Annotated in this window: 15 protein-coding genes and 1 other annotated feature (1 of these 16 running past the window's edge); of the genes, 12 read left to right on the forward strand and 3 right to left on the reverse strand. The window is 54.4% G+C overall.

The window, feature by feature from the left end:
• Positions 1-7 precede the first annotated feature (7 nt).
• From ACFQ2I_RS08285 to spoVM, 6 genes are all read left to right on the forward strand, one after another.
• Positions 8-775 (forward strand): Stp1/IreP family PP2C-type Ser/Thr phosphatase, encoded by a 768-nt coding sequence (locus ACFQ2I_RS08285; protein ID WP_377563497.1) that lies wholly within the window; start codon positions 8-10, stop codon positions 773-775.
• Complete coding sequence (gene pknB, locus ACFQ2I_RS08290) at positions 772-2,934, forward strand: Stk1 family PASTA domain-containing Ser/Thr kinase (RefSeq protein WP_377563499.1); 2,163 nt, start codon at positions 772-774, stop codon at positions 2,932-2,934. Before ACFQ2I_RS08285 ends, pknB begins: the two co-directional genes overlap by 4 nt.
• On the forward strand, positions 2,915-3,838 hold the full coding sequence (rsgA, locus tag ACFQ2I_RS08295; protein ID WP_377563500.1) for a ribosome small subunit-dependent GTPase A: 924 nt from the start codon (positions 2,915-2,917) through the stop codon (positions 3,836-3,838). The genes pknB and rsgA overlap by 20 nt, the downstream gene beginning before the upstream one ends.
• Positions 3,839-3,844: 6 nt before the next feature.
• Positions 3,845-4,489: a ribulose-phosphate 3-epimerase gene (gene rpe / locus ACFQ2I_RS08300; RefSeq protein ID WP_377563875.1), complete on the forward strand. Its 645-nt coding sequence runs from the start codon at positions 3,845-3,847 to the stop codon at positions 4,487-4,489.
• A gap of 12 nt (positions 4,490-4,501) precedes the next feature.
• Positions 4,502-4,780, forward strand: a complete 279-nt coding sequence (locus ACFQ2I_RS08305; RefSeq protein ID WP_377563501.1) for a hypothetical protein — start codon at positions 4,502-4,504, stop codon at positions 4,778-4,780.
• Between the two features lie 118 nt (positions 4,781-4,898).
• Positions 4,899-4,979 carry a stage V sporulation protein SpoVM gene (gene spoVM, locus ACFQ2I_RS08310; RefSeq protein WP_010345573.1) on the forward strand — a complete coding sequence of 27 codons (81 nt, stop codon included), beginning with the start codon at positions 4,899-4,901 and terminating at the stop codon, positions 4,977-4,979.
• A gap of 62 nt (positions 4,980-5,041) precedes the next feature.
• Here spoVM and rpmB read toward each other — a convergent pair whose 3' ends face one another.
• Entirely contained in the window at positions 5,042-5,230 is a 189-nt protein-coding gene (gene rpmB, locus ACFQ2I_RS08315) for a 50S ribosomal protein L28 (protein WP_377563502.1), read from the reverse strand.
• A gap of 258 nt (positions 5,231-5,488) precedes the next feature.
• Here rpmB and ACFQ2I_RS08320 point away from each other — a divergent pair, with 258 nt between their 5' ends.
• The 5 genes from ACFQ2I_RS08320 to ACFQ2I_RS08340 all read left to right on the forward strand — a co-directional run bounded on the left by ACFQ2I_RS08320 (position 5,489) and on the right by ACFQ2I_RS08340 (position 10,957).
• A complete protein-coding gene (locus ACFQ2I_RS08320) occupies positions 5,489-5,848 on the forward strand; it encodes an Asp23/Gls24 family envelope stress response protein (protein ID WP_377563503.1) in 360 nt (119 codons plus the stop codon).
• Positions 5,849-5,905: 57 nt separating this feature from the next.
• A complete protein-coding gene (locus tag ACFQ2I_RS08325; RefSeq protein WP_377563876.1) occupies positions 5,906-7,633 on the forward strand; it encodes a DAK2 domain-containing protein in 1,728 nt (575 codons plus the stop codon).
• 41 nt (positions 7,634-7,674) lie between these two features.
• On the forward strand, positions 7,675-8,532 hold the full coding sequence (locus tag ACFQ2I_RS08330; protein ID WP_377563504.1) for a DegV family protein: 858 nt from the start codon (positions 7,675-7,677) through the stop codon (positions 8,530-8,532).
• A 4-nt stretch (positions 8,533-8,536) separates the two neighbouring features.
• Entirely contained in the window at positions 8,537-10,600 is a 2,064-nt protein-coding gene (gene recG / locus ACFQ2I_RS08335) for an ATP-dependent DNA helicase RecG (protein ID WP_377563505.1), read from the forward strand.
• A gap of 69 nt (positions 10,601-10,669) precedes the next feature.
• Entirely contained in the window at positions 10,670-10,957 is a 288-nt protein-coding gene (locus ACFQ2I_RS08340) for a stage VI sporulation protein F (protein WP_377563507.1), read from the forward strand.
• Between the two features lie 45 nt (positions 10,958-11,002).
• On the opposite strand, the gene ACFQ2I_RS08345 is transcribed toward ACFQ2I_RS08340, so the two are convergent.
• On the reverse strand, positions 11,003-11,695 hold the full coding sequence (locus tag ACFQ2I_RS08345; protein WP_377563508.1) for an SOS response-associated peptidase: 693 nt from the start codon (positions 11,693-11,695) through the stop codon (positions 11,003-11,005).
• 184 nt (positions 11,696-11,879) lie between these two features.
• On the opposite strand from ACFQ2I_RS08345, the gene ACFQ2I_RS08350 reads away from it, so the two are divergent.
• A complete protein-coding gene (locus ACFQ2I_RS08350) occupies positions 11,880-13,211 on the forward strand; it encodes a DUF2515 domain-containing protein (protein ID WP_377563509.1) in 1,332 nt (443 codons plus the stop codon).
• A 50-nt stretch (positions 13,212-13,261) separates the two neighbouring features.
• On the opposite strand, the gene ACFQ2I_RS08355 is transcribed toward ACFQ2I_RS08350, so the two are convergent.
• The gene (locus ACFQ2I_RS08355) at positions 13,262-14,800 is read right to left on the reverse strand and encodes a 2-isopropylmalate synthase (RefSeq protein ID WP_377563512.1); all 1,539 of its coding nucleotides are present in this window, start codon (positions 14,798-14,800) and stop codon (positions 13,262-13,264) included.
• A gap of 459 nt (positions 14,801-15,259) precedes the next feature.
• Positions 15,260-15,295, reverse strand: a binding site (T-box leader) (it continues 201 nt past the right edge of the window).

The following is a 15,295-nucleotide window of genomic DNA, read 5'->3' on the forward strand; positions in this document are numbered from 1 at the left end:
GGACGTGATGTTAACAGCTTATCGAACACATGTCGGGCGAGTTCGTCATGTGAATGAAGATCATGCATGGATCGGTCGCTTGGGCAGCAGCATCGCGCTGGCGATCGTGGCCGATGGCATGGGCGGTCATCTGGCCGGCGATGTGGCGAGCGGAATGGCTGTGGAGGCGTTCCGCAGCGCGCTGGAGCAATATTCAGAGAAGACTGCATTCTCCGAGGAAGAAGCGAAGATGCTGATGCGTCAGGCAATCAGCGCTGCGAATGAATCCATTCACGCAATGGCCAGCAAAGAGGAGAAGTATCATAATATGGGTACGACGATTGTGGCTGCTCTGCTGCAGAGGGGCAGGGCGGTCGTCGGTCATGTCGGCGACAGTCGGGCATATAGACTGGGGAAGGACTCCATCTCACTGTTGACGGAGGACCACTCCCTCGTCAACGAGCTGCTTCGGTCCGGCCAGCTGAATCCGGAGGAGGCGGCCCATCATCCGCGTCGCAACGTACTCACAAGAGCGGTGGGGACGGATGCGCGCGTCGATATCGACGTCAATTCCTTGCCATGGGCACCGGACGATGTATTGCTGCTCTGCAGCGACGGTCTTAGCAATCTGGTGAATGAAGGGCGGATGCTGGAGACGATGACAGCCTCCGGCTGGGACCTGGAAGCCGGTGCGGAACAACTGATCCAGCTTGCGCTGGAGGCGGGAGGAGACGACAATGTCACTGTCGTGCTCTTGCGGCTTGACGCAGGGGAACGGGAGGAGAATGAGCTATGATAGGACATAACCTGGGCGGACGGTACGAGATACTGTCTCGAATAGGCGGAGGCGGCATGGCCTTGGTCTACAAGGCGCACGATGCGCTGCTGAACCGCCATGTAGCGGTGAAGGTGCTGCGTCAGCAGTTCGTCAATGACGATGAATTCATTCGCCGCTTCAACCGTGAGGCGCAATCCGCAGCATCATTGTCTCATCCTAACGTAGTCAGCATATATGATGTCGGCCAAGAGGACGACACGCATTATATCGTTATGGAATATGTGGAAGGCCACAATCTTAATGAAATTATCACTGATCGCGCTCCTCTGCAAGCAGATGAAGCTGTGCGCATCGCCCAGCAAATATGCGACGCATTGGATCATGCGCATTATAATCACATCATCCATCGCGACATCAAGCCTCATAATATTCTGATCGGCAACAACGGCCGCGTGAAAGTGACGGACTTCGGAATCGCGCGCGCGGTGACCGCCTCTACAATTACGCATACAGGGTCAGTTGTGGGCTCTGTGCACTACTTCTCGCCGGAGCATGCCAAGGGCATTAACGCCGGTGAGAAGTCAGATCTATATTCGCTGGGCATCGTGCTCTACCAGATGCTGACCGGCAAGCTGCCGTTCTTGGGCGAGAGTCCCATCAGCGTCGCGCTGAAGCATCTGCAGGAGACGTTCGACGAGCCGCGCGCTGTCAATCCGCATATACCTCAAAGCGTGGAGAACGTTATTCTGAAGGCGATGCGCAAAAACCCGTCCGAGCGTTATGAATCGGCGAAGCAGATGCAGCAAGATCTGGAGAACTGCTTGGCGCCGGGACGTCTGAACGAACCGAAAATTGCATTTCAATCATCCGGCGATCTGGATGAGACGAAAATCATGCCCGCCATACGCGGCGACGCGGTTATGTCTACGGCCACGACGGCGCACCCATCCGACGCGACGGGCAAGCATGCGACCGTGTCCCACACCGGCACTCACTGGGAGGATACTGGCGTGACGAGCAAGAAGAAGGGCTGGAAGAAGCCGGTTGCCGTCGTAGGCACAACGCTGCTGCTTCTCGCGCTCATAATCTGGGGTTTCTTCATTCTGCTGGATAAGCTGAATCCGGAAGAAGTGGATGTGCCTTACGTCGTCGATTTGAGCTTGACTGAGGCGCGCAAGGAGATTGAAGCGGCCGGCCTGAAGGTGAAGGAGCCGGTGACGCGGGAATTCCAGAAGGATATCCCGCTTGATCAGGTATACGACCAGACGAAGAAGAATATGAAGGTGAAGGAAGGCTCTTTCATTGAGCTGTACGTCAGCGATGGCCCGGAGATGGAAGAGATGGGGCAATATGTTGGCATGGACAAGCGGGATGTGCTGGATGAGCTGTTCGCCATGGGAATCGACGAGAAGGAGATTCGCATTAAGGAAGTGTACAACGAGGATGAGGAAGCGGGCACTATACTGGAACAGGAACCCGCTGCAGGCACACGGATCGACCCCGAGACTGCGATCGTCTCCTTCGTCGTCAGTCTGGGGCCGGAGCCGACGACGATACCGGACATTATCGATGTGGAGCTGAAGGTGGCGCGGCAGCTTCTGAAGTCGCACTTCCTTGTGCTGAACGAAGAGGATATCCAGTACGTGCCGAGCTATGTGATCAAGAAGGGCAATGTCATTGAAATTGAGACGAATGAGGCGAACGATGAGGTTCCGAAGGGATCTGAGGTCAAGATTAGCGTCAGCACTGGGCCGCCGGAGGACGCGATCACTCATCAGCGGAATATTACGATCTATCCCGCCAATTTCAATAAAGCAAGTGTAGTGAGAATTGAATATTCAGATGCTTCCGGCGAGAATATGGACGGTGGCACCTACAACATTACGGATCGTATTACGATTCCGGTGACGGTCATACTGGCACCTGATACGACAGCGCGCATTATGATCTACCGCGACAAGGAGCTCATGGAAGTGCTGTCGATCTCGTATGAGGATGCGAAGTCGGGTAACGACTCCAGTATCTCTATTCCCGGCGAGGAGACTCCGCCGCCTTCGCAGGAGCCTACGGAAGCTCCGGTGCAAGCGGAAGCCGTCGATGATGAATCAGGGACCGACAGCCAGCCGGATATCGAAGAACAAGGAGAAGGAGAAGCGAATGAGCAAGAACAGCCATAAGCAACAGGGATTGATCGTCAAAGCGTTAAGCGGATTCTACTATGTCAAGCCGGATGATGCGAACTGTGGCGAGACGCTGCAGTGTCGGGCTCGCGGCATCTTCAAGAAGCGGGGACTGACGCCGCTCGTAGGCGATCGCGTCGTCTACAGCGTGACGGAGAACGGCGAAGGCACCGTCGAAGAGCTGCTGCCCCGTACTTCCGAGCTGGTAAGACCGCCCGTCGCCAATGTCGATCTGGCTGTTCTTGTCTTCTCCGTCTCGGAGCCGGTGCTCAACTTACAACTGCTGGATAAGTTCCTGCTCCATATTGAATATGCCGACATTCCGGCTGTGCTATGCTTGAGCAAGCAGGATTTGCAGGATGGTGGTGATACCGAAGAGATCGCGGAAGCGATCTCCTCCGTACACCGCATCTACGGCGATCTGGGTTATGACGTCTACGGAACAAGCTCCAGTCAGGGAGAAGGTATTCAACAACTTCAGGAGCGGCTGAGAGGACATGTCGCCGTGTTCGCGGGCCAATCCGGGGTAGGCAAGTCCTCCTTGCTCAATGCTATCGTGCCGGGGTTGTCGCTAGCTACGAATGCGATCAGCAACAAGCTGGGACGGGGCAAGCATACGACGCGACATGTCGAGCTGATCGATATCGGCGGAGGATATGTAGCGGATACGCCGGGCTTCAGTCAGCTGGACTTCGAGGAGCTTGGCATTGAAGATCTGGGCTACGGATTCGTGGAAATACGGGAGTTGTCGAGCGATTGCAAGTTCCGCGGCTGCACTCATTCCCATGAGCCGGGCTGCGCGATCATAGCCGCGCTGGAGCGCGGCGAGATAGAACAGAGCCGCTATGAGCATTACCGGCTGTTCCTTGCGGAATTGAACGAAAAAAAACGGAGGTACTGAATGAACATGACCATTATTGCGCCATCCATTCTTTCTGCGGACTTCTCCCGTCTGGGGGAAGAGATAACGGCCGTCGAGGCCGCCGGAGCGGATTGGATTCACATCGATGTCATGGACGGAGTGTTCGTTCCCAATCTGACGTTCGGACCGCCTGTCATCTCTGCAGTGCGTCCCGCGACGAAGCTCCCATTCGATGTCCATCTGATGATCGAGCGGCCTGAGTTGTCTCTCGACGATTATATCGCTGCCGGAGCGGATCGGATTACAGTGCACTATGAAGCGTGTACGCACCTGCACAGGACGATTCATTATATAAAGGACAAGGGCCTGCCGGCAGGCGTGGCCCTCAATCCTGCAACGCCCGTCTCCGTGCTGGAACCGATACTGCATGACGTGGATCTCGTCCTGATCATGACGGTCAATCCCGGCTTCGGCGGCCAGTCCTTCATCCCGTATTCGCTGAACAAGCTGCGCGCTCTGCAAGCGATGCTGCAGGAGCGTGGATTGTCCGGCGTACATGTGCAAGTGGACGGCGGCATTAACGGGGAGACGGCGCGTCAGGTCAGAGAGACCGGAGCAGATGTGCTCGTCGCGGGCAGTGCCGTGTTTACGGAGGCGGACCGTCAGCAAGCTATTTTATCTCTGCGCTAAGGAGGATCACTTTTGAACAGTTCGTTGAAGACGGCGTTCTGGGTTGTTTTATACGCATTTCTGGCGGGCCTCGCGCTCGCCTTGTTTGCCCAGATTACGCCGATAATCCGCTATGTTTTTTCTCTGCTTGCGCTTGTTATCGGAATACGTTTTTTTCGCTTGTACGACACGATCGGGCTTAGGGTGGCCTTTATCGTTACCGCTATTATTTTTTACTTTCTTGTTGCAATTGCTTTCGCCATCTACCAGTATATGAAAGAGAATCCGGAGCTGATGACAGGCATGTTGTAATCCTTCAGAAAGGGCGCATGGCATGGAATAGGACAATGTGGCTCCGCATACTATGGTTACATGAGCGCGGGATAGGCTACGGAAATATTTCATGAGCGTGTCTGAGGAGGGATGGGACATGAAATTTTATACAATTAAGCTGCCTAAGTTTTTGGGAGGGTTCGTGAAGGCGATACTGAATACGTTTCAAAAAAACTGATCGCAATAGCAACTAAAAAAAGCACCTGATATCAGGTGCTTTTGTCAGGTGGCAGCGCCACACTATACGCGGCTAACCTTGCCGGATTTCAGAGCGCGAGCGCTCACGTATACGCGCTTTGGCTTACCGTCGACGAGAATGCGAACTTTCTGAACGTTTACGCCCCAATTGCGGCGTGTTTTGTTGTTGGCATGGGATACATGGTTGCCTTTCTTAGGCGACTTGCCTGTCAGATAACATTTGCGAGACATGACTACACCTCCTTAACGTATTGCTAGTGCCGATCTGAATTCATGAGCTCACGCTGGTCTTATGGCCTGCGGCGTGTGCTGTCTCATTCTGTATTAGAGAGAGAATATCATTAAACACACTCGAATATCTTACCATAAACTACAGTTCTGTTCAACTCATTTCGGTGAGGCGATTTTGTTGCGCGGACTTCAATAACGATATCTTTTATAGTACAATGGTACATAGTCCATAATATAGATGACAGGAGCGTGCTAACCATGGTACTTCAAATCGATTCAGAGAGTGGCTCCGTATTTATAACGGATCATTGCCTTGCCGTCATTGCGGGTTCGGCCGCTATGGAATGTTATGGACTGGTCGGGATGGCTTCGCGCAAGCAGTTGAAGGACGGAATCGCCGAGCTGCTTGGGAGAGAGAATTGGACGCGGGGCGTCGTGATTCGAAGGGAGAACGAACGACTTCATATCGACTTGCACATTATCGTGAGTTACGGCATCAGAATTTCAGAGGTCGCTCATAATATTCAGACCAAGGTAGAATATGTGATGCGTGAGATTGCGGGCTTGCAAGTGGAAGAGGTTAATATATTTGTACAGGATGTTAGGGTATCCAGCTAGCAGGAAGGGGAATTTTCATTGGGTAAGCGCTCTATTAACGGAACGGATTTTGCCGCGATGGCGATGATCGGCGCTGAATTGCTGCAGCGCAACGCTGAGAAGGTAAATGCATTAAACGTATTTCCGGTTCCGGATGGGGATACCGGTACGAATATGAGCTTGACGATGAGCTCAGGCGTTCGCGAGCTTAGAAGCCGTGCTTCCGAGCACATGGGCAAAACCGCGGAAGCGTTGTCGAAAGGATTGCTAATGGGGGCGAGAGGCAACTCCGGCGTTATCTTGTCTCAATTGTTCAGAGGCTTCTCGAAGTCGCTGTCAGCTTTGAACGAAGCGACGGCAATGGAGCTTGCGGCTGCCTTGCAGCACGGAGTGGATCTAGCTTACAAGGCGGTAGTGAAGCCCGTTGAAGGCACGATTCTTACCGTTGCCAAAGAAGCGGCCAAGCATGCCGTGCAGTATGCTCGACGTTCCACGAACGTGGAGGAACTGATGGAGGAAGTGCACCGCAAGGCGAACGAAGCGTTGGCGCGCACACCGGATCTTCTTCCCGTGTTGAAGCAAGTGGGCGTTGTCGATTCCGGCGGACAAGGCCTTGTCTATATTTATGAAGGGTTCCTTCGCTACTTGAAGGAAGGGGAAGCCGGTGAATACGGGGACATGGTGTTCATGCCTTCTGAAGCCGCTCCTCCCGAGCAGGTGACCGTGCCGACTACCGCTTTAGAGCGGACAGCTTCTCATCATAGCGCACAGGCACGGCTCTCCACGGATGCAATTGATTTTCCGTATGATATGGAATTTTTTATAAATCGGAGGTTGGGTGGAGGTTCAGCGGTGTTTTTTGATGAATCCGCTTTCAAGCATTCGCTTGAGAAGGATGGGGACTCTATACTGGTCATCGTAGACGACGATGTCATTAAAGTCCATGTGCATTCGCGCAGACCGGGTGATGTGCTCAATCTTGCTCTGTCTTACGGGGAGCTTACGGACATTCATATACTGAATATGCGCGAGCAGCACCGGGAGTTGCTGCAAGGGGATCTTAACACCGGCGGCGCGGATCTCTCCTCGGCCGAGCTGCTGACGGGTCAAGCCGTTAACGGCATGCCCCCGGGGCAGGTGTACGAGCGTGCGCCCTATGGCATCATTGCCGTTGCGCTTGGAGAAGGAACGAAGGAGCTGTTCCGCTCCAGTGATGTCGACACCGTATTGTCCGGCGGACAGACAATGAATCCCAGCACGGAGGATTTCCTGACGGCAATTGACGCCTTGTCCGCGAATCATATCTTCTTGCTCCCCAATAACAGCAATATTATATTGGCTGCGGAGCAAGCCGCCGAGCTAAGCGAGCGAAGCGTCACCGTCATCTCGACGCGCACGATTCCTCAAGGCTTGGCCGCCATGCTGGCATTCAAGGAGGAAGAGACGCCGGAACGCAATGCGGAATGGATGACAGCGGCTGCAGGCAGCGTTATATCCGGACAAGTTACGAAGGCTGTACGTCATACGACGATGGATGGCATTGACATTCAAGAGGGCGATTATATCGGTATTAAGGAGAAGACAATCGTGGCATCCGACAGTCAATTGCTGGCCGTATGCCAGACATTGCTAAGCAGTATGCTGGAGGACGACGGAGATGTACTGACGGTGCTTGCGGGCGAGGAGGCGCAGCCTGAGGTTACAAGCGCGTTACTGAAGTGGATGGAAGCGGAATACCCGGATTTGGAGCTGGATATGCAGATAGGCGGGCAGCCGATGTATCCTTACCTGTTCGCTGTGGAATAAGGGATGATTACAAGTGATATGTTAGGAAAGGATGATACAAGGTGGGGAAAGTACGTATCGTGACGGACAGTACATCTGATATTCCGCAGCAGGTGCGCGAACGGCTTGGTATTACGATGGTGCCGCTCAAGGTACACTTTGGAGAAGAGACCTATCAAGACGCGGTGACGATTGACCCGGAGCTATTTTATAATAAATTGAAAGCTTCATCCGCTCTGCCAACAACGTCGCAGCCGTCGCCGATAGAATTCTCCGAAGTATATGAGCGTCTTCTTAAGGAAGACTCCGATGGTCCAATCATTTCCATTCATCTTGCGGCCAACTTGAGCGGAACTTATCAATCGGCTACGATCGCGCAGTCCATGCTGGAGGAGGATGGCGCCGATATTACCGTGGTAGATTCGAAGTCGGCATCCTACGGCATCGGCCTGCAGGTTATCAAGGCGGCGAAGCTTGCGGCTGCCGGAGAGTCGAAGGAGGTCATTCTGGCGGAGTTGGAGCGGCTGCGCGTCGATTTGCAATTGTATTTCTTAGTAGATACGCTGGAATACTTGCAGAAGGGCGGGCGTATCGGACGAGCCTCAGCCTTGCTGGGATCGCTTCTCAATATTAAGCCTATCCTCTCCTTGGACGAGAATGGTGGCGTCTATTCCGTGGACAAGGTAAGAGGCAGCAAGAAGGCTGTCTCCCGCATCGTCGCTATGCTGAAGGATAAGTTCGGCGACGATCCCGTTGGCATGGTCATGGCTTGGACAGACGCTCCCGGGTCGGCTGTAGAGCTGGAAGAGCGACTGAAGGCGGAATTGAACGTGCAAGAGACGGGCTATACGACGGTGGGTGCGGTCATCGGCACGCATACAGGGCCCGGCACGTCGGCCGTATTCATGTACAGGGTGTGAAGCGATGTCAAGCATTGATGAGATACCCGTGAGGCAATTGAAAGGCGTGAGCGCTCTGAAGGAAGGAGAGCTTCACGCCTTTGGCATTCATACGATTGGCGACTTGCTGAATTATTTCCCATTCCGCTACGAGGACTACCGCATACGCGAGCTGACGGATGTGAAGAACGGGGATAAGGCGACCGTGCTTGGCCGTATATGCAGTATGCCTGTCCTTCAGCGCTATGGGCGGGGAAAGTCGCGATTAAGCTGCAAGGTAGAAGTGGACGGCCTGCTTGTGACAGCCGTCTGGTTCAACCGTCACTTCTTGCGTGAGCAGTTGACGCTTGACCGTGAAGTGATGCTGACGGGCAAGTGGGATCAGCAGCGCAGGCAAATTACGGTGTCGGAGTCAGAGTTCCCTGGCGAACGGGACTCCGCCAAGCGAGATACGCTGCAGCCGGTCTATTCGATCGGGGGCAACATCACGCAGAGCTGGATGCGCAAGACGATGCTGGCGGCTCTGACGCAGTACGGCGGCATGATCGCAGAGAATCTGCCTTACGATCTGGTGGACAAGCACCGGCTCATGACAAGAGGCGAGGCGGTACGGCGTCTTCATCTTCCCGGCGATACGCGAGAGGGAGGAGAAGCGCGCAGGAGGATGGTCTACGAGGAGCTGTTCCTGTTCCAACTGAAGCTGCAGGCTTACCGCGCAATGAACCGAAGACGGCAAGACGGAGTGGCAATTCGGGTGGACAGCGACGTTATTCGGAGCTTCGCAGAGGCGCTTCCATTCCAATTAACGGATGGGCAGAAGCGTACGGTGAACGAGATTCTGGTAGATATGCGTCGTCCCAGCAGCATGAACCGACTGCTGCAGGGCGATGTCGGCTCCGGCAAGACGGTCGTTGCTGCTATCGCGCTCTACGGAGCGGTCAAGGCAGGCTATCAAGGAGCGTTAATGGTTCCAACGGAAATATTGGCGGAACAACATGCGAGAAGTCTGCAGCGATTGTTCGAGAGCTTCGGTCTGCAGGTCGGATTATTGACAGGCAGCTTGACGGAGAAGAGGCGGCGCGATCTGTTAGCAGGTCTTCAGATGGGCATCATCGATGTCGTCGTAGGCACGCATGCGCTGATTCAGGATGATGTGTACTTTCACAACTTGGGCCTTGTGGTGACGGACGAGCAGCATCGGTTCGGCGTGAATCAGCGCAGCATTCTGCGGCATAAGGGCGGCAACCCAGATGTGCTGACGATGACGGCGACGCCGATTCCGCGCACACTTGCCATTACAGCCTTCGGCGATATGGACGTGTCGACGATTAAGGAGATGCCTCATGGGCGCAAGCCGATCAGAACGTACTGGGTCAAGCATGATGCACTGGATCGCGCGCTTGGCTTCATCCGCAAGCAAGTGGCGTCTGAACGGCAAGCGTACGTCATCTGTCCGCTGATCGAGGAGTCGGAGAAGCTGGAGGTGCAGAATGCGATTGATCTGCATATGGCCATTTCCGGAGCATTCCCCGACCTGCAGGTCGGTTTGCTCCATGGTCGGATGCCAGCTTCCGAGAAGGACGAGGTGATGGGCAGCTTCGCTGCCAACGAGACGCAAGTGCTTGTGGCGACTACCGTCGTCGAGGTTGGAGTTGACGTGCCTAACGCTACCGTGATGATCATTATGGATGCGGAACGGTTCGGACTGTCTCAGCTTCATCAGCTGCGGGGGCGAGTTGGACGGGGAGAGCACCAGTCTTATTGCATACTCGTGGCCGATCCCAAGTCGGAGACGGGGCGGGAACGGATGAAGGTCATGACGGAGACGAACGACGGCTTCGAAGTGGCGCGGCGCGATCTGGAGCTTCGCGGTCCCGGCGATTTCTTCGGCACGAAGCAGAGCGGCTTGCCGGAATTTCGGGTGGCGGATATGGTCAGCGACTACGAAGTGCTGGAGCTTGCGCGTGACGATGCCGCCGAACTGGCGAATAGGGAGGCGTTTTGGCTGGAAGGCGCTGACAATTGTTACACGAAGCTATGGAACGTGCTGCGCCGCGACCCGATATTTCAAGGAGAACAACTGGACTAGGCAATAATTGGCCTCCGCCGGCATATAGATTCTATAGACCCTATAGCCGGATGGAGGTGCTTTTTTACAATGAATTATCAAAGTTATGGCATTCGGCCGCAGCTGGTGGAGCGGGTCAAGCTGAAGCTGAAAAACCCTGTGGTGAAGGATCGAATGCGCCAACTGCTTGCCCATGTGACGAAATATGATTTGCAAGAACGCGTGAAAGTACGCAAGCTGGTGAAATCAGCCGCTGTTATTTTGCATGAGAAGCTGACGGACGTGCAGGAAGAACAGATCGTATCTTTTGTGCTTGCTCAGAAGATTGACCCCAACAATACGTTTCATTTGCTTAAATTATGGGGGATGTTTCGCTGACCGCGGTTGCGGTCAGTTTTTTTTGTCCAGTAATATAGCGGCCGCTCACCACAACTCCATCTGCTCGTCCTCGTGCCGCGGCTCGATGAGCGTGGCGTCGTCGTGGCGTACGCTGCCTACCGCCTGTCCGACGGGATAAGCCGTCATCTCTTCTGCGGGATAGGGCTTCATCAGCAAGGACAGCTGCTCCAGACCGGTTCCTCGATCGAGCCAGAGCGCTTCGTCCTGCGCTTGCAGAATGACAGGCATGCGGTCGTGGATCGGCGCAACGAGATGGTTGGGCTCGGTTGTCAATATCGTGCATGTAGCCAGCTTGCTGCCGTCCGGCGCTCTCCACGTCTCATACAATCCAGCCATACTGAAGAGAGGACGCTCTTTGGCAATGATGCGCATCGGCTGCTTGCCGTGTTTTGTCTTCTTCCACTCGTAGAAGCCGTCAGCCGGTATGATGCATCGTTTACGGCGGAACGCTTCGCGGAACGCCGGCTTGCCGGCGGCCGTCTCCGCTCGTGCATTAATCATTTTGAAGCCAATCTTCGCATCGGGAGCCCACGGCGGCACAAGCCCCCACTTCAGCTGCCCCAGTCGATTCTTCTCCCCGTCATGGATGATTGCCGGAACAAGCTGCCCCGGCGCTACATTGTATCTGGGCCGATGCCAAGGCACGTTCGTATCGATAACCCCGTATCGCGTCATTAGCTCCTCCAGCGTAATCGTAATGGTATACCGGCCGCACATGCTCGCTTCCTCCTTTTCAACTGTATCCGCCTCCTGGCTTATACGTGTCGCCTGCTGCCTCCAGTATACACTTTCTCTGCTGGTTCAGCATCGTGCTACCCTTCCGCATACAGTATCCATAAGTATGCGAGTAATGGCAGTTGTGGATAATAATTGTAGAGAGGATGAAGGGGAGGCTGTCATGGTGAGAAAAAATCGTTACCTTGATGCGATAGGCAATTTCATAGCACATCTGGCGGCGCTGCCGGGCGCAGCGCTATCATACGCGGTCGGCAAGTGGAAGTCCATGCAAGACGCCAAGGAACTGATTGCCGAAGCGCAGCCGCTGGAGCTGTCTTCTTCCGCCGTGGCCAAGCTGATGGATGCCTGCGCCAGACTGGAGCTGTCGGAAGCCGGCTTGGCTGATAAGGAAGAAGCAGTGGACGTAGCAGGGCCTTTCGATAGTTTGCACGGGCAATGGAAAGCGGATGAACTCATGCTTATTGAGCGTATTCGGTCGGAGACGACTGTGCTGAACCGCAATAATCTGACACGTACGGAAGCATATCGCAGCATGTATTTTCAGATGCCGGAGCTGCATTGGGCGTTGCTTGCCCATCTCGTCTCCCGCAACGGGGGATGGAATATGACGGATCTGCAGGGAGAATGGCTGCCCCGGCTATTGACGTCAAAGCAAAGACAGGACATCTTTCTGTTCCTGGAGCGAGCCAACGCACTTATATTCGGTGATGCTTACCCGCAGTTGCTGTTGTATCAATGGAGCGTTCGCGAGGGACGCAGCCTGTTCCATTTGCTTCCGGCTTTAGGCGTATCGCGCTTCATGCTTCCGGTGTGGAAGCAGTTCTGGCGCGAACGCGATTCCGCGCTGCTGTCGACCGCTCTCATCGTGAACGAGCAGCAATATATTCAAGAGCGTGTCGTGGAGGACGACTACTTCCAGAAGCATGTGCTGGGAACGCTGTTCTTCGGCATGCAATCTCTGCTTCAGCTGAATGCCGTGCTGTTCCCCTATGGAAGCGGCAAGGCGGAGGCTGAGGAGGAGCTGGAGCTCGCGGGACTAATTCTGGAGCGGTTCGGTGATCCCGTTGAACGGATTCAGTTCGGCAAGCGACTATATGCCCTCCTGTTCGGCATTGCCCCTGTATATGAGGGAGCCCGAAGCTTCGCCGCGGCGGTGAAACATACCGGCTCCCGTGCCGATTATGCGCCTATGCTGTTCGCTTCCGTCCGCAGGGAGCCGCCCGACCGCTATTACAAGGAGAAGCTGATCGGAGGCCGCTTGAAGCCGGGGGCGTCTCCCATATACAGCCCTTCGCTGGAATCGTCGTGGCATGATCAATCGTTGCAGCAGCCGAAGAGAGGGGACTGGTTCCGAAGCGTAGAGCAAGTAAAGCCGTACTTCTCGGATCTGCCATTCCCGCGGCAATTCCAGATGACGAATGAATATCGGCTAATGCTGAACAAGCTGGAGCTGGCCGTATTGGCAGCTCATCGGGAGAAGAGCAAGAGGCGATGATTGCTGCATGTAATCGTTTTTGCAATCTGTGCAATTTCGCCCTAATGGCATTACGCTTCTTCTTTGTTCAGCAGCGCCGCGTTAAGAGCGTTCAGGAACGCGAGCGCGCTGGCTTTCAAAATATCCGTCTCCATGGCGCGGCCGATATACGCTTTGCCCTTGTAGCTGAGTTCGATGACAGTACGGCCGATGGCCTCTTTCCCACGGGATATGCTGTTCACCTTATAGTGTTGCAGCGCCACGTCTACGCCAGTCACTGTCTTGATCGCGCTGTACAAAGCGTCGATCGGTCCGTCGCCGCAAGCTTCTCCTCTGAGCGCTTCACCGCCTCGCTTCAGCTCGACGACGGCTTGCGGCCGCTCTCCGTCCGTGACGACCCGGAACGCGGTCAGCTCATACAGTGGCACAGTATTCCTCGCTTGCTCGCGGTACCTATTCACTAGGTAGAACACATCGTGATCGTACACTTCCTTCTTGAGATCCGCCAGTTCCAGGAATTCCTGGAACAGCCTCGCGAACTCGGCGTCGTTGCCGGTATCAAAGCCCAGCTTGGCTACGGCGTGCTTGAAGGCATGCCGTCCGGAGCGGGCGGTCAGCACAAGCTCCATGCTCTCCGCTCCCACTTCCTCGGGAGACATAATTTCATACACATTTTTATCTTTGAGCAATCCATCCTGATGAATGCCGGAAGAGTGGGCGAAGGCGTTTGCTCCGGTAATGGCCTTGTTCACCTGCACGTCCAGGCCCGTCAGATGAGTTAACAGTCTGGAGGAGGCAAGCAGCTCTTTGGTCTGGATGTTGGTCGTACAGCCGTAACGGTTTTGTCTGACTTTAAGCGCCATAACGACTTCCTCCAGCGAGGTGTTGCCCGCTCTTTCGCCGAGCCCGTTAATCGTCACTTCGATTTTGTCTGCGCCGTTCTTGATTGCGCTGAGCGTGTTGGCCGTCGCAAGGCCCAGATCGTTGTGGCAATGCACACTGAGAACGACCTCATCATTGACATTCTTCAATCGTTCGTTAATGCGCCTGATCAGGTCGCCGAATTCCTCCGGCTCGGCGTAACCGACGGTGTCGGGTACGTTGATGATGGTCGCTCCGGCTCTCACCACTGCTTCGATCGTCTTCCACAAGTATTCGAATTCCGATCTGGACGCGTCTTCCGTGGAATATTGCACCTGGGGCAGCAGTGTCCTGGCGTATTTCACCGCTTCGACGCCCATCTCCATTACGGCGTCCTTGGAGCGGTTGAACTTTTTCTCTACATGGACGTTGGAAGTGCCTAGTACGATATGGATGAAGGGATCGTGCGCCGCCTTGATGCTCTCATATACGGCGTCGATATCGTTCTTGACGGCTCTGGCCAGCGCGGTAACGGACATGCTGTCGCCTACGGCTTTGGCAATCTCTTGCACGGCGAGAAAGTCGCCCTGCGAGGAAGCGGGGAAGCCGGCTTCGACGATGTCCACCCGAAGCCGCTGCAGCTGTCGAGCAAATTCCACTTTCTGATAGACGTTCAATTTCGCGCCCGGCACCTGTTCGCCGTCACGTAATGTGGTGTCCAGTACGATAATGTTCCGATTGTTATTCAATGGCAGGTTCCTCCTTTGGTTGATTCGTGATGGCCACTATGAAATGAGCTTGTCGCTTAACGGTGAACAAACCTCGATGCTCTCATGTCTATGGGGCTGTCAACTAACTTTGAGAACCAGAATTTGTACGATAAATCGTACAAAAGGTGAACGTTCACCTCGTATGCGGATGGATTTGTGTGAAAATTCGTACAAAAGTGAAGCATTGACCTCAATGAGAGCGAGCTTTGTACGATAAATCGTACAAAAAGGTGAATGTTCGCCTCGTATGCGGATGGATTTGTGTGAAAATTCGTACAAAAGGTGGAGGTTGTCCCGTATGCGGGTGAATTTTGTGTGAAAATTCATATAAGAATGTGCCTTTCCACCTCGTATGTGAATGTTGAAGCATTTAGCGATTTATGTGAAGCGGGGTGGATTAAACCCGGACTTTAATCAACACAAAAACCCCGTCTCTGTTATAGAGACAGGGTTTAACCCGCGGTACCACTCTAA

The organism is Paenibacillus chungangensis (genome assembly GCF_042675905.1).
Taxonomy (GTDB): domain Bacteria; phylum Bacillota; class Bacilli; order Paenibacillales; family Paenibacillaceae; genus Pristimantibacillus; species Pristimantibacillus chungangensis.